The following is a 17,493-nucleotide window of genomic DNA, read 5'->3' as shown; positions in this document are numbered from 1 at the left end:
ACAATTGTTATGATGACTTGATCAAATGTTCCTGTTCTTGCAGTCATAAGGCCGGTCAAGACCGGCCCCAATGATTATTCTTTTGCTACGAAGATCAAATTACTCAGTAGGTACTTTGATTTCGCCGCTGATGATTTTTTCTTTGTACTCTTCTACTTTTGCAAGTATATCAGCAGATACGTTGGCAGTAGAAGTATCAGCAATACCTACGCCGTTTTCTTTCAACGTCAGGTTCTCGGAACCGCCAGCAAATGTACCGTCGATTACTTCTTGGTTAACGCGCTTAACAGCTTCGTCAACTTTTTTGATCATGGAAGTCAAAGTGATCTCATCACCAAACTCAAGAGATTGGTCTTTGTCAACACCGATAACCCATACATCTTGACCTTGTTTCTTACGAGCACTTGCTTCGTTAAACACACCGTTACCTGTCGCGCCAGAAGCGTGGAAGATAATATCTACGCCTTCATTGTAAAGTGTTGCTGCTGCTGCTTTACCAAGGTCAGGTTTATCAAATGCACCTGTGTAGTTAGAAATGAATTGAGCATCAGGGTTAACTGCTTTAACGCCTTCTCTGAATCCTACTTCAAACTTTTTGATCAGTGGGCTTTCCATACCGCCTACAAAACCAATTTTGTTCGTTTTTGTTGTCAGACCGGCAACAACACCAACCAAGAAAGATCCTTCTTCTTCAGCAAAAGTTACGGACTTAACATTAGGAGAATCCACTACGCTGTCAATGATCGCGAGTTTAGCATCGGCGTTTTGGTCAGCAACCGTTTTGATTGCATCAGCCAATTGGAAACCGATACCCCAAGTCAGATCATATCCGCCTTTAACGAATTCGTTCAGGTTAGGAATGTACTCTTCATCGGATTTACTTTGCAGGTATTTAACTGCAGTACCTGTTTCTGTTTCAGTCGCTTGCAGAGCTTCCCAAGCGGATTGGTTAAAGGATTTGTCATTAACTCCACCTACGTCAGTAACCATACCGATTTTGAGATCGGATTTAGTTTCAGTGGATGTGCCACCTGTATCTCCTCCGGCATTTGTTTCTTCTTTCGGTTTGCTACCGCAACCTGCGAGCATAACCGATACCGCCAGCAACATTACCAAAGACAAGCTGAGCATCTTTTTCATTTTCTCTTTTTCCCCCTTAATGATATATCCTCATTCCAATCCAGCCCACATTTGAACGGTTAACAGATAGCTGGAATGACTTTTATGCAGAATGTATGGTTTCTTCGACATAAAAAGCGCATTCTCACCCTTGAAGCATCCTATCATCTGTCGAAAAACCGAACATTATGACATGGAGAGAAAAATTAGGACTAGCCTACTAGAGGTGATTATACAATCAACCAGTGTTAAAATCCAGATGTTTCATCACCAAATATCACATATTTTTGTTCTTTTTTTATTGAAAACGCTTAATAATTTAGCGATTTAACACACTAACGTTACAGCGATGTGATGTTATATAACAAAAACATACCGTATACTTTAGTGATGCGTGGAATTCCCCTGTTTTCATTTGTATTATTTCACCGTTCGTATTTTATGTATTCCCATGGTCTGTTATTCACCAGTCATCTGGTTTCATTGTTCCCTTTCAGACTATAGCCTATTCGCTCTACTCATTCAGAGATTCATCTTCGGATTTCTTCCAAGCCGTAAAAAAAGCCGCCATATAGGTACGGCGGCTTGTATCATACAATTTAAGCGTTGATTTTGCCTTTAGCTACAGTAGCCAAAGAGTTGAACGCATTGATGTCGTTAACGGCCAGATCAGCCAACATTTTGCGGTTCATGTCTACTCCAGCAAGTTTCAAACCATGGATCAGTTTGTTGTAAGACAAACCATTCATACGTGCTGCAGCATTGATACGAACGATCCACAGTCTGCGGAAGTTACGTTTCGTGTTGCGACGGTCACGGTATGCGTATACCAGGGATTTCATTACTTGCTCATTAGCTGTTTTAAAAATACGGTGTTTGGAACCGAAATAACCTCTTGCCAGTTTCAAAACCTTTTTATGACGACGACGTACTACAAAACCGCCTTTTACTCTTGCCATATTAAAGAACCTCCCAAATAAATATAAATGTATCCGTGGTATGTGTACGGCCGTAGCCGATCCCCCATACGGAATGTACTAATTAGAATTAGCCTTTCAAGTTAGCCAAACCTTGTTTCAAACGTCTAACATCCCCGGCAGCCATAACTGGGTTACCGTTCAGAACGCGCTTAGCACGTTTGGATTTGTGGGAAAGCAAGTGGTTTTTGTGAGCTTTGTAACGAAGGACTTTACCGGAACCGGTAATTTTGAAGCGTCCTTTCAAACTGCTGTGTGTTTTCATTTTAGGCATTTTGTGTTTCCTCCTCCAATGTTATCAGGCTTTAGGAGCCAAAATCATGATCATACTGCGGCCTTCCAATTTCGGTTGACGTTCAATAGTACAAAGTTCTGCAACTTCTACCTTTACGCGCTCCAAAATCCGTTGACCAATCGCGGCATGTGCAATTTCACGTCCGCGGTAACGAACAGAACATTTCACTTTGTCGCCTTCGTTCAAAAACTTAACTACATTACGAAGCTTCGTTTGATAATCGTGCTCCTCAATATTGGAACGGAACCATACTTCTTTAATGTCAACAATTTTCTGGTTCTTACGGGCTTCTTTTTCTTTCTTTTGTTGCTCATAGCGGAATTTGCCATAGTCCATGATGCGACACACCGGCGGTTTAGCCTGTGGTGCCACATTGACCAGATCCAAATTTAGGTCAATCGCCATTTGCAGTGCTTCGCGAATGGGCGTAATCCCAATTTGTTCTCCTTCAGCTCCGACAAGGCGTACTTCCTTCGCCCGAATCTCATCATTAATCATGTGATCTTTACTAATAACCGTCCACCTCCAGGTCATTTTGAATATCCTGTTACACAAAAATAAAAGGGATGCCGGTCAAGCTACCGACATCCCTGTAATCAACACAATTCTTCATGAGTATACACTTCATAAATTATTGGGATCGTTGACCAGCCAACATCATGTTGATCAGGTGAGAAGTCGGACTTCTACTTGTGATTCCATTGCTATTCGTTTCAAAGCCGTTTTAAAGCACTTGAATACTATACCATCCACGAAATGCATTGTCAACATCCCTACAACTTTATTTTCTGAAATTATACATTTGTTATATCCGATGCCGACAAAGTCATGCTTGCGTGTTCCTTACCCTTGTTTGCTCTGTACCTCATCCAAGCGCACAACACGCGTGTGTTGGGTGTGACTCCACTGTTTGTTGTTCTGCGTAAAGAAAGCGTAGAACGTAATCGGGTACCATGACAACAGGTAAATCGGGAACAAAATCAGATATAGATAAACTTTGGCGAAGGTAACCTTCTCCAGAGCCATAGACAACAGGAACGTCAGAATATTCAGGCCAATGGCCACGAATCCGACCCATAACGGGAAGTATCCATAAATATTCGCAATGTGCGGACCATTGAAAATCGCCATGTCTACCCACATTGCAGCAGTCATCAGGAATGTAAGCAATACAACATAGACATTGGCCCCATAGATAGCAAGGTCGAATTTCACTAAGCTTCTTTCCTTAATGGACTGCCAGAGCAGTGGGAAGAAGTATCTACGTGCAACTGTAAAGTGACCTTGCATCCAGCGGAGACGTTGTCGCGCTGAAGCTTTGAACGTTAATGGCTTCTCATCAAATACTTTGGCATCATAGTTGAAAACAGGATACACATTACGTTGCACACTGCGCATCGTAAACTCCAGATCCTCTACCAGACTTGTTGCGCCCCAGCCAATTTCCTTCAACAGGTTGGTCTCGAAACACATTCCGGTACCTCCGAGGAAGTTCGCCATATTCAAGTTATGACGAGACAACTGCCACAGACGGTTGATGTACCAGTAAGATACACCGTATGCTGCAGTGATCCAAGAATCCTCCGGATTTTTCGTATCAATGTATCCTTGGATAACACGCGAACCATTGTTCAAGTCATCATTCATCTCAAGCAAGAAGTTACGGTCAACCAGGTTATCCGCGTCAAACATAACAACTGCGTCATACTGACGTGGCAATTTCCACAGGTATTTAAGCATCCATTCGATGGCATACCCTTTACCTCTCAGATCAGCGTTGGTACGTACACAAGCGTTTAACCCATGTTCTCTGACAATTTGAGCCGTTCCATCCGTACAGTTGTCACAGATGACGAACACATCATACAGATCTTCCGGATAATCAAGTTGTTTCAAGTTCTCCATCAAGGCACCAATGACCTGTTCCTCATTGTGTGCTGCGACGAGTACAGCGAATGATTTTGTCGCCGGATAATGTTTCTTTTTCTTTTTCTTAATCAGACCGAACAGCGAAAACGTGAATTGGTACACGGCTAGCAGTGCCAGAATGACCTGCATCGTGACGAATATAGCGTCCAACATCGTTCTCTGTTACCCCCTTTTTTTCAAAACCCAGTTTACTCAAGCATTTCTCTTCCTGATTCTGCAATTTATTTTTTTGTGATCTGCAGAATATGACCCTGTTCTTTTGTGTACTACGTGAATATATCAGGCAATGTTTCAAAGCTTGGTTGCTATCAGTTGGCTGCTTTATCGATTCTGTATTCTTTTCAGTCATTTGTCAAAACCCCAATTCCACTTTCTGAAGCAGAAATGTGATCTTTAAACGCTGAATAGACACTTCGTGATACCACAACCTCGCATTCATGCCTGTTATATCTTATTTTCAGCCGTTTACTTGATTTTTATTTCTAAAGTCCCTGCTTTTTCATCAGCATGTTATTCTTCGTCAGAGGCTCTATAACAAATAACGCAAACAGACCTCAAAAAGTTTAAACCAAAACTCACATTTTTTTTTACCTCATTTCAGCCATGTTGAATCATTGTATCTTTTTTGGCTAACCCAAGTCAAAAAGTTAAGATGGGTATATATCCACTCTTTAACATGAATTTTACGTTCTTTACATGTGTTCTTCTTGAAAAGGACAACATTTAAAAATATGATAAACATATACCTGAAATAACCTCAAGTTCACGAAAAACGGTTATATACTAATCAGGACGAAACCGGATGCAGAAAAATCACCGGAAATACTGCCGCCATTACGGGCGGCCTGACTGGCAGGAGGCCAATATGAGCCGTTTATTCTTAAAGTTTCAAGAGTATGATCGAAATGTTTTTATGTGGATCAACGGCCGACTTCATAATCGTTTTATGAATTTTTGGCTGTATTATTTCACCCATCTGGGTGGAGCAACTTCTTCTATTGCAGTATCCTTGTTAATCTGGCTGCTCGCTCCGGCTCCATGGAGCACAACAGGACTTCAGGCTTGTATCGCTCTTGCGATCAGCCACATTCCCGTAGCCATCGCGAAAAAATTGTATCCCCGCATTCGGCCTTATCTGGCCTTGCCGGATACCATCACGTTTCGTAATCCCCTGACGGACCACTCGTTTCCTTCAGGACACACGACTGCCATTTTTTCGGTCACGGTTCCATTTATGACCACTGATCCGATCTTATTGCTAATATTGTTGCCTGTGGCCCTTATTGTCGGATTCTCTCGAATATACCTGGGATTACACTACCCTTCCGATGTTCTTGCAGGTGCCACAATAGGTACTTTAGTCGCACTTGCAACAGTTGCATTCTGGGCTTAAAGCCGATATGTTAGACTCAGAAAAACCTAGCAGGAACAGGTGAAGCAAGCGTGGAGAAAAAAAGAGTATTACTATTATCTGAAGGCTTTGGTACGGGTCATACTCAAGCCGCCTATGCACTGTCCAGCAATTTGCGAAAGCTCTCGCCAGACGTGCAGACGAAAGTGCTCGAACTTGGAAGTTTTTTAAATCCCAAGATGGCACCTCTTATTATAACGGCATACAAAAAAACGGTTACCAACCAACCCAAACTCGTGGGATACGTATACAGACATCAATATAAAAAATCATTGAACCGGCTGACAACGCTGGCGCTGCATAAACTGTTCTATACACATACTCGCAGCGTCGTGCGTCAGCTACGTCCCAATGCGATCGTCTGCACCCACCCAATCCCAAGTGCTGTCATTTCCAGATTGAAGCGTCTGGGTGTACAGGTTCCCCTATGCACAGTCATCACCGACTATGATGCACATGGGACGTGGATTAACCGTGAAGTAGACCTTTATCTGGTTTCTTCAGATGAGGTTAAGTCCAAACTAATGCTACGCGGCGTACCTACAGACAACATTCGAGTCACGGGCATTCCGGTACATCCAAATTTCTGGGAGCATCCCGGGCGAGAAGAGATTCGAAGCAGATTTAACCTCAAGAACATGCCTACTGTACTGGTGATGGGTGGCGGCTGGGGAATGCTCAGCGACAAGCTGGTCCATCCGCTGCTGACACGCTGGCATGAAGATATTCAGATCATTTTTTGTCTGGGTCGCAATGATAAAGCACGGATCAGCATGGAACAGAACCCCATGTATCGCAAAGAAAACATTCATATTATGGGGTACACCAACGAAGTAGACAAATTGATGGAAGTATCCGACCTGCTGATCACCAAACCTGGGGGAATGACATGCAGCGAAGGTTTGGCCAAAGGAATTCCAATGTTGTTCCACAACCCTATACCTGGTCAGGAAGAAGAAAACGTCCATTATTTTACGGCAAGAGGGTTGGGAGAACCCATAACTTCGCTCGACGTAGTGGTCAAATGGATGAACAAGCTGTTGCATCACTACCCGGATGTTGTACGTAAACGCAAACGTCATCTGGCGGAAATCGCCAAGGTTCATCCGATGCAGAGCGCTCAAAGTATTATCGATCTGCTGGAGGACGTCCGTCCTTCATCCGCAGAAGAGGCCCGTTTATGAATTTATCCAAATAAGGTGCTGCTTCCCGCATTCTTCGTCAATCATGCCTCTAACCAACGGCTTCAAACAAGCCTGCAACCACATTGAAAAGGTGCCTTCGGATCTGAAGGCACCTTTTCTGTATGAAGGAAAGTACAAACTATTGGATGCCCGCTGACTTCAAGTACTCCTGCCACTGCTTGGTGTACTCTGCTTGAATTTTTTCCAACCCTGCTTGCTTAGCCTTCTCCATAAATGTGTTCAATCCAGCCTCCACGTCTGCCACCAATCCCACATTAAGCGGATACAAATATTGTTTTTCCACTTGCTCTAATGCAGCCTTCTCGGCTTGGTACGGAGTCCAGTCTTCAGCAAACCCTGTGAAAATATCCGGCTTTTTGATTTTGTCGAGATCTTCAAACATGGTCAGGACATCATCAAAGGTTTTATCATAGAGCATGAATTCCGGATTACGCCATGCCCAGCCATTCATGCCTTCACGTGGGAAGCCGTTTGTTTGTGCATCGCCGACCATTTTATAGTAACCATTATCTACCTCAAAGTTTTTACCCTCAACGCCGTATTCAGTCAACCAGTTGTAGCGTTTATCTGTCACGAGCTTCTCATAAAATGCCAATGCTTTTTCCGGGTTTTTACTGCTACGCGGAATCGCAAATCCGTTGTGGATCGGGTGAACCGGTTGTGCAAACCCTTTCGCATTCGGATATGGGAAATAAGCCAGTTTCCAATCTGGATGTGTAGACTGCACCTTGATGACATCTGCATTAAATTTGTTCGGGTTCTCCCCCGAGAGAACAACTGCCGCTTTTCCATTTTGCAGCAATGAGTTGGAAGTATCCTTTACATTCAGTACGTTTTTCGGGAAGAAGCCTTTGTCCATCCAACGTTTGTATGTTTTCAGATCTTCCAGATGCTGCGCCGATCCCCAATAGGACGTTACGGTCGATGGTGTGTCATACATAATATCCATTCCATATGGGAGTTGACCTGCTGTATTAACCAGCTTGGATGTCAATTGACGAATACCATGGGTATGGTTGGCATTGCTATCCGCAATCGGGATCATATTCGGTTCATTGGCTTTGATGCCCTCCAGATACGCTTCGAGTGTCTCCAGCGATTCCGGCTTCGGAAGATTGTACTTCTCGCGCAAGTCATCACGATACGCAATTCCCTCGGTTACATACTCAATCCATGTCGATGGAACTGTATAGATTTTGTCATTGATTTTGACAGCATTCCACATATCTTCAGGTACATGAGCCTTCAGTGCTGGGGCTGCTGTTGGCAGCATTTCATCCAGTGGCAGGAACGCGCCCTTCTTCGCATAGGACTGGTAGAATGTCCAATCCGCTGTAAAGATCAGATCGATCGGCTGTCCGGAAGACAGCAGCAGTTTATATTTTTGATCCCAGTCGGTCCAGGAGGTGTAATTGAATTTCACATTGACGTTCAGATCAGCCTCAGCCAGCTTGTTGATCTCGGATTCAATGACAGGCAGATCTTTCGGAGCATCCCCAAGCATGTAAAATTGAAGTGTGACTTTCTCGCCTTTGCTCTCGGATGCTCCTCCCTGCTCACTTCCTTGCGTAGATCCCCCCGAACCGTTATTACATGCGGCAAGCACCCCGGCGAATAACATCAGGGCAAGTACCAGAGACAGGTGCCGAATTGTTTTGTTACGCATACGCATCCTCCCTTTTTGTGGTGAACCTTTATATGTTAGCGCAGACTCGCCATGCTTCAGACCGGAGATGATGCCAGAAGCCTGATACTCACAGCGTGTTCACGTTCTAACCTTTCACTGCACCAATGGTAAGTCCTTTAACAAAATAACGTTGTACAAACGGGTACAGGAACAGAATTGGTCCCGTCACAACGATAGCCATCGCCATCTTGGTTGATTCCGTAGGCACATCCTGACTGAGCGTAATCCCTGTGCCAATTGCCATCTGGTCAATGAAAGTAATCGTGTTCATCGTGTTATAGAGATAAAATTGCAGCTGGTACATATCCGGGTTGTTAATGAAAAGGGATGAAGTAAACCAGTCATTCCAGTACCCTAGTGCCAGAAACAGACCTACGGTTGCGATACCAGGCATCGCCAGTTTCAACACTATGCTGAAATAGATGCGGAAGTCATTCGCTCCATCAATTTTGGCGGACTCAATCAACTCATCCGGCACAGCTGAACGAATAAAGTTTTTCATCAGGATAATGAGAAATGGCGTCATCAACCCCGGGAAAATCAGTACCGTGTAGGTATCCGTAAGATTGAAGTAGTTCGCCAGCATAATGTACCAAGGCACGAGTCCCCCACCAAACAACGTTGTGAAGTAGATAAAAAACGAGAAGGTATTTCGATACTTAAAGTCCTTACGTTGGAGCACAAATCCGGCCATTGTGATGAGGAAAAGTCCAAGGGTAGTCCCCACCACCGTTGTAAAGACCGTTACCCCATAAGCCTTGAGTACCTGGGTCGGGAATTTGAACACCATTTTGTAGCCTTCCAGGGAAAAGTCCGTCGGAAAGAGGTGATAACCATCCCTCACAATGGACTCGTTGCTGCTGAATGAACCGGATAGAATGAGCAGAAACGGTATCAAACACATGATCGATAAAATGATGATGACACTGTAGGCAATTAGTTGAAACATGAAGGTGAATTCGGAATCTCTAAGACGCGTATTCGCACGCGTGTGAGTATTCATTGGCGTGTTCATGATCGTTCTCCCTCCTGCCCTGCGGGCGTTCTAGAACAAGGCGTAGTCCTCATTGACTTTGCGGATAATATAGTTGACGGTCATGATCAAAATGAATCCGAATAACGACTGATACAAACCGGCAGCAGTTGCCATCCCGATATCAAACGTTACTTTCAGTGAACGATACACATACGTATCGATGATATCTGTCGCGTTGTACAATACCCCATTGTTGCCGATCAGTTGATAGAACAGGTCGAACTGCCCCTTCATAATGCTGCCAAGCGAGAACAACAACAGGATGACAAAGGTTGGCTTCAGCATCGGTACCGTGATGTACCAGATTCGCTGAAAAATATTGGCCCCGTCGATTCGGGCAGCCTCATAATACTCGTCACTGATCCCCGTTATAGCGGCCAGATAGATGACCATGCTGTATCCAAGATTTTTCCAAAGATAAAAGATGATGATCAGGAACACCCAGATCCAGGGTGTGTTATAAATATCGACCGGGCCAGCCTCGAAACGTTTGAGCACCGTGTTCACGAAACCCGACTCGTAGTTAAACATGTTGTAAGCGATTACACTCAATAGTACAAACGAGATGAAATACGGCAAGAACATCACGGATTGCGTAATTTTTTTGAATAACCTGCCCCGGATTTCGCTAAGCATGATCGCACAGAAGATCGCCAGACCGTTTCCTAATATAATGAAGGCGAGATTGTAACCCACGGTGTTGGTTGTGAGCTTCAGCAGCATTCCCGATTGCCATAGGAACTTAAAGTTCTCCAGACCGACAAATGGACTGCCGAATAATCCTCCTTCAAAATCATACCGGGTAAACGCATAATAGATGCCGACCATCGGAAAATACGAGTTAATCAGAAAAAAGATCAGCGTGGGCAACAGCATCAGAAACATGATTTTGTTCTTGTTCAATTCTTTGAGCATGGCTCGATCCCTCCCGAATTTCTTGCGGTGCTGCCTGGTGGAGCTCTCTTTTTATTGTAGATGCTCGCTCCGCTCATCGATACTGAAGCTTCCCGTCAGAAAATGAACGATTCTGCGAAATGAACTATGAACAAAACGAACGAACCATGAAATGAACACACATCCGTTCACAAATGTTGATATCGTGCATAGGCTAAACCTAGTGAACAATCCAGCGAAAGTTGAACTTTATATAGAGAAAACAGACAAAACGGCCTGTTCAGCATTGATGTAAACGCATACATAATATATAATTCAAGATACTCTTGCTCTTCTGCTCATCCATATATGAAATCTAGCGTATGTATATGAAGTTCTACGTTGTTCACCCAATACAGGAGGTCCGAGGGGGAAAGGGAATGCGTAAACGTTCAGAGGACAGTCAGATGGTCTTTACACGAATTCTGATCGGCATTATTATCAGCACTGTCGCTACCTTGCTTGTGGCTTCCTCTATTTTGTACGTCAATTATAATCGTATTGCTCTTCGCCAAGTATATCGGACAGATATGAACAGTCTTACTCAAACCAGCCGTGAAGTGGCCAAAATGACCGAGACTGCAAAATCATTGTCATATCAGATTTATCAAGACTACACCATCTCTTCATTACTGCTCTATTCCAAACCCAATATCTATGAGATCACATCGGCGATGGAGCAGCTCGACAACTACCGTATGTCCCTTCCTTTTATCGAATCCATCTATGTATATAACTCCAAAAGCAATGAGTTCTTTATCAGTTCCGACGTGCGCAATGGGCAACAGTCCTTCGCGGAGATCGACGATCAGGGGATTACAAGTATCCTTCAGAGCTTCCATGACTATAAACCTTTTGTGCCCATCCCGCGTACATATCAGGTCGGTTCTACCGAAGAGACAGAGGTTAACAGCTACACCTATCTCTGTTATGACACAATCAATGACAATGCCAAACTAAACTATGCCGTCATCGTTAATATCAAGGATGATTGGCTCAGTCCGAATATGAATGCTGTGGATCAACCAGGCAAGACCTTTATCGTGAATGAGAATGGAGACCTTTTATCTGACTTTGGCGACCGTGCATTGATGAAAAATCTCTCCAGCGAAGCATTCATGCAGCCGATCATGCAGGACATGCAGCAGTCTGCTTACTTTACGGAAGAGGTCGACGGAGAAAAATCACTCATTACGTACACCGCTCCCGATGACCTGGGCTGGCGTTATGTGAGAATAACACCGTATGATCTGATTACCTCAGATATACGGAGTATGCGTACACATACCGTTCTGTTTTGTGTCGGACTTCTCATCGCAGGCTTGCTGCTCTCTTACCTTGTGTCCAGAAAACTATATCATCCCATTGATAAGGTGCTTGTTCGTTTGCGTGTGATGGAAGCAGAGCGACGTGGCAGTCTTCATTTGTTACGGCAGGATTTTCTGCGAGGAGCTCTGCAGGGTCGTGAAACAGTAACCGGAGGTATGCTGGAAGAACGAATGAAGTTCTATGGTTCCTCCATTGACGTTCAACGTGCTTCCAGGCTAGTATTACTGCGGATTGACCATTTTACCGAATTCAATGAAACGTATCGTGACGAGACCCAGCTTGTAAAATACGCCATGATGAACATATGCACCGAGACGGCTGATCTCCACTATAATGCGGAAGCGGTGGACATGGGCCGCGATCTGATTACACTCATCTTCAATGAAAAAGAAGAAATCCCTCAACTTGGCCAACCTGCTCCTAACCGGATCGAAGAATTGCTACGTATGATGCAGGCTGCTGTAATGACCCATTTAAAATGCTCCATCTCCTGCACCATCGGCACGGAAGAAGATTCATTGGAAGACAGTATTGCATCCTACACCAGATCAGCCGAAGCTTCACTGCATCGTTTGTTCATGGGACCAGGCTGTCTAATCTATACCGCTGACATCATGGCTTATCACACGAAAGAATACGCATTCCCGGCAGGTAAGGAAAGACAACTTGTCGATTATCTAATGACAGGCAAGACGAGAGAAGCCAAACAAGTCTATGCAGACATCGTCGGCGAGACAGCCGCCTATCCGTTTACCGTCTTCCAGCTAGCTTTATCCCATCTGACGATGACATTGAATCATGTACGAAATACCCTCAAGAAGAACAATCAGCTCACGCTTAATTCAGTCTCCGATGGTTTAATGCTGCCTGTTAAAGACGCTGAAGACATCAGTGAAGTACATGAACACTTCTATCGGATGTTTGATGAGCTTGGTTCCAAAGTCGAGGAGAAACGCACACTGAAGCATGAAGAGTTGATTCGTAAAATCAATGGCATTATCGAGCGGGACTATGCCGATCCCAATCTCTGTCTAACTTCAATTGCAGATGAACTGGGCATGTCGCCCATCTATGTGAGCAGACTCTACAAACAGCTCACCCTGAAAGGGCTCACGGATGTGATTAACGAAACACGGATAGCCAAAGCTCAGCATTTGCTGGTAGAGACAGAGAACTCCGTTGCCGATATTGCCGAGAGAACCGGGTTCACCAACAGTTCCTATTTCTACCGCATGTTCAAAAAGTTCAATGGTGTTACACCAAACGATTATCGCCGCAAAGAATTTCATTCAGAGAACTTTTGAAATCATACCAGACTTGAGTTTATGGAGTAATGTACATCGATTGTAAATTCAAAAAAAGAGCGACCTATGAGAATGAACCATTCACCTCATTAGTCGCTCTTCTTGTATCAATTTAATTTTATTCCTGTTCCTGATCTTCGCCAGACTCATCCGAAGCTTCACGAACTTTATACTTGTCCAGACGTATCTGCTGATAATCACGCAAGGCCTCTTCACCAACGATCACTTCAACGCGGTGAATGTTCATGCCTTTGCCCATGAATTTCTGCTCGTACTCGGTCATTACATGCTCTTCATTCAGTCCATCGCGATGCAGGTTCAAAGACAGATTCGTCATTTGCAGACCAAAGTCGGAAATGGCGTTGAGTGAGAAATCAAACAGTGTCTCCGAGTCGGTTTTGAAATGGATCTGTCCTTTTGGATTAAGCAGTTCCGTATATTTCTTCAGGAAACGCGGGTGCGTCAACCGACGGCGTGCATGCTTTGCTTTTGGCCAAGGATCACTGAAGTTCAAATAAATGCGTTCCAGTTCTTCCGGCTCAAAAACTTCTTCAATCTGTTCAATATTCGCCAGCGCAAGCTTCAGGTTCGGAGGTGTCTCCACATCAGCCTGACTCCATGCATTACGAGCTTTCTCACTGGCACGTCGTACCAGTTCATCATACATATCAATACCGATAAAATTGAATTCCGGATATTTATAACTCATTTGGCTGATAAATTGCCCTTTACCCATACCAAATTCCACGAAGATCGGATGGTCATTGCCAAACAGTTCCGACCATTTTCCTTTGTGCTGCTTGGGGTCCAGTACAACAAGATCGACTTGTTGCTCCAGATTTTCTCTTATCCCTTTTCTGCCACGTAAACGCATTTTATTCCTCCGTTTGTCCCATACTTGTCTCAGACTTATTTTGCCGAAGAACCGGCAAATTGTAAAGAGCAATGAAAAGGGAATCTTCGGATCTGCCACTTTGGGCAAATCTCAAAGATTCCCTCTTCGATTTATTTGGAATTGGGGTCCAACTACTTTAGTAGTTCATAGTCTACCTTATCTTGGTGTGAAAAATCAAATGTCTTTTCGAAAGCATCGCGAACTTTTTGTCTTGCAGCCGCTTTCACTTTCGGATTTCCATTAAAACGAACACCTGTTAATGCCAGGGCTTCTTCTGCCGTCAATTCAACAGACACATGATTCAATTCATTGTTTTTAACTTGGGAATTCATTCATATCACCTCACGGTATAGTATGGTCCATGACGTCAACGTTGATTCAAATGCTATGATGAATAATACCCATTAGATGGTGTCTGACGTTGATTTAAATATAACACAAGGTGTAAACTATAGCAAGCAGAAAACCTTGATTTTACGGCCTATTTTTGCGTTTCGATTCCCTTTTTTTTCAGTTTTTTGATACAATGATACATGTTCATGAAGACACCAATAATCGCTATCGATCGTCATTGACGGAAATCGCATAGCGCTTCTTCTTTTGTTCACGTATGATTACTGTAATTCGACTGCCAAAGGAGTACCTTAAAGATGAATGCACCTGCATTACAGCCCCCTCTTCTGTGGGGAGATAAACGATTCCATACCTGGAATTACGAGATGCGCGACCAATTTAACAATAAGGTTTTCAAAGTGATGCTGGATGCCGGCTTCACCTGTCCGAACCGTGACGGTTCAATTGCCAAAGGTGGCTGCACCTTCTGCAGTGCGCGTGGATCAGGTGATTTTGCTGGTAGCAGACGTGAAGATCTGGTCACCCAGTTCAATACGATAAGAGATAAACAACATCTCAAGTGGCCTACAGCCCATTATATTGGCTACTTCCAAGCCTATACCAACACGTATGCTCCGGTTGAGGAGCTGCGCGAATATTTTGAAGAAATTCTAGAGCAACCCGGTGTTGTTGGTTTGTCCATCGCCACTCGCCCGGACTGTTTGCCAGATGACGTCGTTGATTATTTGGCTGAACTGAACGAGCGCACCTACCTGTGGGTTGAGATGGGGCTGCAAACCATCCATGATTCCACATCGACATTGATCAATCGGGCGCACGACACGAAGTGTTACGAAGAAGCCGTTGAGAAACTGCGCAAACGGAATATACGTGTGTGCACACATATCATATATGGTCTGCCTCAAGAGACGCATGAAATGATGCTGGATACTGGACGTGCCGTCGCCAACATGGATGTACAGGGCATCAAGATTCACCTGCTGCATCTGATGCGCAAAACACCAATGGTAAAGCAATACGAAGCCGGTCTTTTACGTTTTCTGGATCAGGACGAGTATATTAAGCTGATCGTAGATACACTGGAGATGCTTCCACCGGAAATGATTGTACACCGCCTTACAGGGGACGCACCGCGTGATCTGCTGATTGGACCGATGTGGTCTATGAACAAATGGGAAGTGTTGAACTCCATTGATCGTGAGCTGCGAGAGCGGGATTCCTGGCAAGGTAAGTATTGGAGGCGAGCATAGATGGGCTTTCTTTCAGTTCTCAGCTGTGCGCATCAGTGGATTGCTTCCCGTCTGCAGCCAGGTGATCTGGCCATAGATGCAACCGTCGGCACAGGAGCAGACACACTATTTTTGGCACAACAAGTAGGCAGACGTGGTCAAGTCATTGGATTTGATATTCAAAGTGAAGCTCTCACGCTGGCACAAGCACGTATACGAAAACAAGACGACGAAGCCAAGCTTGGCTCCATCTCCATGCTTCAACTGAGCCATGATCGCATGGCAGAAGCGGTGCCTGAGTCATGGGTTGGTGAAGTTGGGGCGGTCATGTTCAATCTGGGGTACCTGCCTTCAGAAAGTGCAGATTCCTCGATCATCACCGAGACAGACAGCACCATCGCTGCACTCGAAGCCGCACTCGCTTTATTACGTCCTCGCGGGATCATTACGGTTGTGCTCTACCCCGGTCATGACGGAGGGGCACAGGAAGCAGAAGCTGTATTGGAATGGTCCTCTGCCCTGCCGGTAGAACAGGCACAGGTCGTGATGTATCGCCAATTACAGCGAGAGACTTCTCCTTTTCTGATCGGAATCGAGAAAAAATAATTTCCTTTGTTCACCAAATACAATAAACTAGACACAGTCGCAAGGTGAGCCATTACTGGCGTTCTCTTACTGCGATCTGTGTTCTACATACACATATGCAAACGTATTCACTTGTTTGTTCATGGCGACTACATGCCCATGACTGATTAAAGCGATCCACCATTTCATATACTAGAGGAGAGATTACTGATGTCTACGCCATACCCATTACAATTCCAACCTGAATTCAAAGAACGTGTGTGGGGCGGTCGTGCGCTGGAGCAATTTGGCCTTACGCCCCCTGAAGGACATATTGGAGAAGGCTGGATGATTGCAGATCATCCCAATGGTACAACCAAGGTATTAAATGGAGCACTTGCTGGCAAGGGTCTGGATGAAGTTCGTGAACAACTGGGCACCGAATGGCTTGGAACCAAAGGCGTTTCCGAAAAAGGTGGACGCTTCCCCCTTTTGATTAAATTGCTCGACTGTAACGATGACCTGTCCGTTCAGGTTCATCCGACAGACGAGTACGAGGCACTTCCTCCTGGCGAGCTTGGCAAAACAGAAATGTGGTATGTACTCGACGCAAAACCGGGCGCACACATCATCTATGGCTTAAATGAAGGTGTGGACCGTGCAACATTGAAAGAAGCATTGGAGAACGGTACGGTGATGGATACCCTTCGTCAGGTTCCTGTTGAAGCTGGTGATACGTTCTTTATCCCTGCAGGAACGGTACATGCGCTCTGTGCGGGTGTGGTTGTCGCTGAGATTCAGCAAAACTCGGATACGACGTATCGGATCTACGATTACAATCGTCCAGGGCTGGATGGCAAGCCACGTGAGTTGCATGTTGAAGACTCTTTGAATGTAACCGCCTATGAGGGCGCAGGTGCCTCAACGATGAAAACAAACAACGCTACTCCTGGTGAATGGCTCAAGCTTGCGGAATGCCCTTATTTTGTGGTTGAAAAAGGCATCGTGACTGAACGCTGGGAACTCTCCACCAATCCTGATAGCTTCACAATTCTCGTTGTCTGTGAAGGCGAAGGAACGCTGTCGTGGGCACATGCTGAATCAGACAACATTGAATTGAAAGCCGGACAATGTTATCTCTTGCCAGCCAATCTGGGTTCTTATACATTAGATGGAAATACCACTGTTCTTCGCTCTTATCTGCCATAAATCAAGCTTATATGTAA

Annotated in this window: 16 protein-coding genes; 6 read left to right on the top strand and 10 right to left on the bottom strand. The window is 44.7% G+C overall.

The annotated features are described in order from the left end of the window. Positions 1-99 precede the first annotated feature (99 nt). From MKX75_RS08490 to MKX75_RS08470, 5 genes are all read right to left on the bottom strand, one after another. A complete protein-coding gene (locus MKX75_RS08490) occupies positions 100-1,140 on the bottom strand; it encodes a BMP family ABC transporter substrate-binding protein (protein WP_062833423.1) in 1,041 nt (346 codons plus the stop codon). Between the two features lie 578 nt (positions 1,141-1,718). Beyond that, on the bottom strand, positions 1,719-2,078 hold the full coding sequence (gene rplT / locus MKX75_RS08485) for a 50S ribosomal protein L20 (protein ID WP_017689664.1): 360 nt from the start codon (positions 2,076-2,078) through the stop codon (positions 1,719-1,721). A gap of 88 nt (positions 2,079-2,166) precedes the next feature. After that, positions 2,167-2,370: a 50S ribosomal protein L35 gene (gene rpmI / locus MKX75_RS08480; protein WP_017689665.1), complete on the bottom strand. Its 204-nt coding sequence runs from the start codon at positions 2,368-2,370 to the stop codon at positions 2,167-2,169. A gap of 24 nt (positions 2,371-2,394) precedes the next feature. Beyond that, positions 2,395-2,889, bottom strand: coding sequence for a translation initiation factor IF-3 (gene infC / locus MKX75_RS08475; RefSeq protein WP_062833422.1), 495 nt, complete (start codon positions 2,887-2,889; stop codon positions 2,395-2,397). Between the two features lie 345 nt (positions 2,890-3,234). After that, on the bottom strand, positions 3,235-4,473 hold the full coding sequence (locus MKX75_RS08470) for a glycosyltransferase family 2 protein (RefSeq protein ID WP_062833421.1): 1,239 nt from the start codon (positions 4,471-4,473) through the stop codon (positions 3,235-3,237). Between the two features lie 712 nt (positions 4,474-5,185). Between MKX75_RS08470 and MKX75_RS08465 the strand changes: the two genes are divergently transcribed. Further along, on the top strand, positions 5,186-5,713 hold the full coding sequence (locus MKX75_RS08465) for a phosphatase PAP2 family protein (RefSeq protein WP_062833420.1): 528 nt from the start codon (positions 5,186-5,188) through the stop codon (positions 5,711-5,713). 50 nt (positions 5,714-5,763) lie between these two features. Further along, positions 5,764-6,915, top strand: a complete 1,152-nt coding sequence (locus MKX75_RS08460; protein WP_076330248.1) for a glycosyltransferase — start codon at positions 5,764-5,766, stop codon at positions 6,913-6,915. Between the two features lie 139 nt (positions 6,916-7,054). On the opposite strand, the gene MKX75_RS08455 is transcribed toward MKX75_RS08460, so the two are convergent. From MKX75_RS08455 to MKX75_RS08445, 3 genes are all read right to left on the bottom strand, one after another. Continuing rightward, positions 7,055-8,602, bottom strand: coding sequence for an extracellular solute-binding protein (locus tag MKX75_RS08455; protein WP_145146706.1), 1,548 nt, complete (start codon positions 8,600-8,602; stop codon positions 7,055-7,057). A gap of 106 nt (positions 8,603-8,708) precedes the next feature. Next, positions 8,709-9,638 carry a carbohydrate ABC transporter permease gene (locus MKX75_RS08450; RefSeq protein WP_082762701.1) on the bottom strand — a complete coding sequence of 310 codons (930 nt, stop codon included), beginning with the start codon at positions 9,636-9,638 and terminating at the stop codon, positions 8,709-8,711. A gap of 30 nt (positions 9,639-9,668) precedes the next feature. Beyond that, entirely contained in the window at positions 9,669-10,574 is a 906-nt protein-coding gene (locus tag MKX75_RS08445; RefSeq protein ID WP_017689672.1) for an ABC transporter permease subunit, read from the bottom strand. Between the two features lie 398 nt (positions 10,575-10,972). Here MKX75_RS08445 and MKX75_RS08440 point away from each other — a divergent pair, with 398 nt between their 5' ends. After that, positions 10,973-13,225, top strand: a complete 2,253-nt coding sequence (locus tag MKX75_RS08440; RefSeq protein ID WP_339169305.1) for an AraC family transcriptional regulator — start codon at positions 10,973-10,975, stop codon at positions 13,223-13,225. 118 nt (positions 13,226-13,343) lie between these two features. Here the strand turns inward: MKX75_RS08440 and trmB are convergent, their stop codons facing one another. Both trmB and MKX75_RS08430 read right to left on the bottom strand, forming a co-directional pair. After that, entirely contained in the window at positions 13,344-14,099 is a 756-nt protein-coding gene (gene trmB, locus MKX75_RS08435; protein ID WP_076330246.1) for a tRNA (guanosine(46)-N7)-methyltransferase TrmB, read from the bottom strand. A gap of 152 nt (positions 14,100-14,251) precedes the next feature. Continuing rightward, on the bottom strand, positions 14,252-14,452 hold the full coding sequence (locus MKX75_RS08430) for a hypothetical protein (protein WP_036610190.1): 201 nt from the start codon (positions 14,450-14,452) through the stop codon (positions 14,252-14,254). Positions 14,453-14,770: 318 nt separating this feature from the next. Between MKX75_RS08430 and MKX75_RS08425 the strand changes: the two genes are divergently transcribed. The 3 genes from MKX75_RS08425 (at position 14,771) to MKX75_RS08415 (ending at position 17,476) form a co-directional block, all read left to right on the top strand. Beyond that, positions 14,771-15,724 carry a TIGR01212 family radical SAM protein gene (locus MKX75_RS08425; RefSeq protein ID WP_076330245.1) on the top strand — a complete coding sequence of 318 codons (954 nt, stop codon included), beginning with the start codon at positions 14,771-14,773 and terminating at the stop codon, positions 15,722-15,724. Beyond that, the gene (locus tag MKX75_RS08420) at positions 15,725-16,309 is read left to right on the top strand and encodes a class I SAM-dependent methyltransferase (protein ID WP_339169304.1); all 585 of its coding nucleotides are present in this window, start codon (positions 15,725-15,727) and stop codon (positions 16,307-16,309) included. 189 nt (positions 16,310-16,498) lie between these two features. Continuing rightward, positions 16,499-17,476, top strand: coding sequence for a type I phosphomannose isomerase catalytic subunit (locus MKX75_RS08415; RefSeq protein WP_062833413.1), 978 nt, complete (start codon positions 16,499-16,501; stop codon positions 17,474-17,476). Positions 17,477-17,493: the final 17 nt, after the last annotated feature.

The organism is Paenibacillus sp. FSL R5-0341 (genome assembly GCF_037975235.1).
Taxonomy (GTDB): domain Bacteria; phylum Bacillota; class Bacilli; order Paenibacillales; family Paenibacillaceae; genus Paenibacillus; species Paenibacillus amylolyticus_A.
The sequence above is the reverse complement of the archived record's forward strand: the minus strand, read 5'-3'. Positions and strand labels throughout refer to the sequence as shown.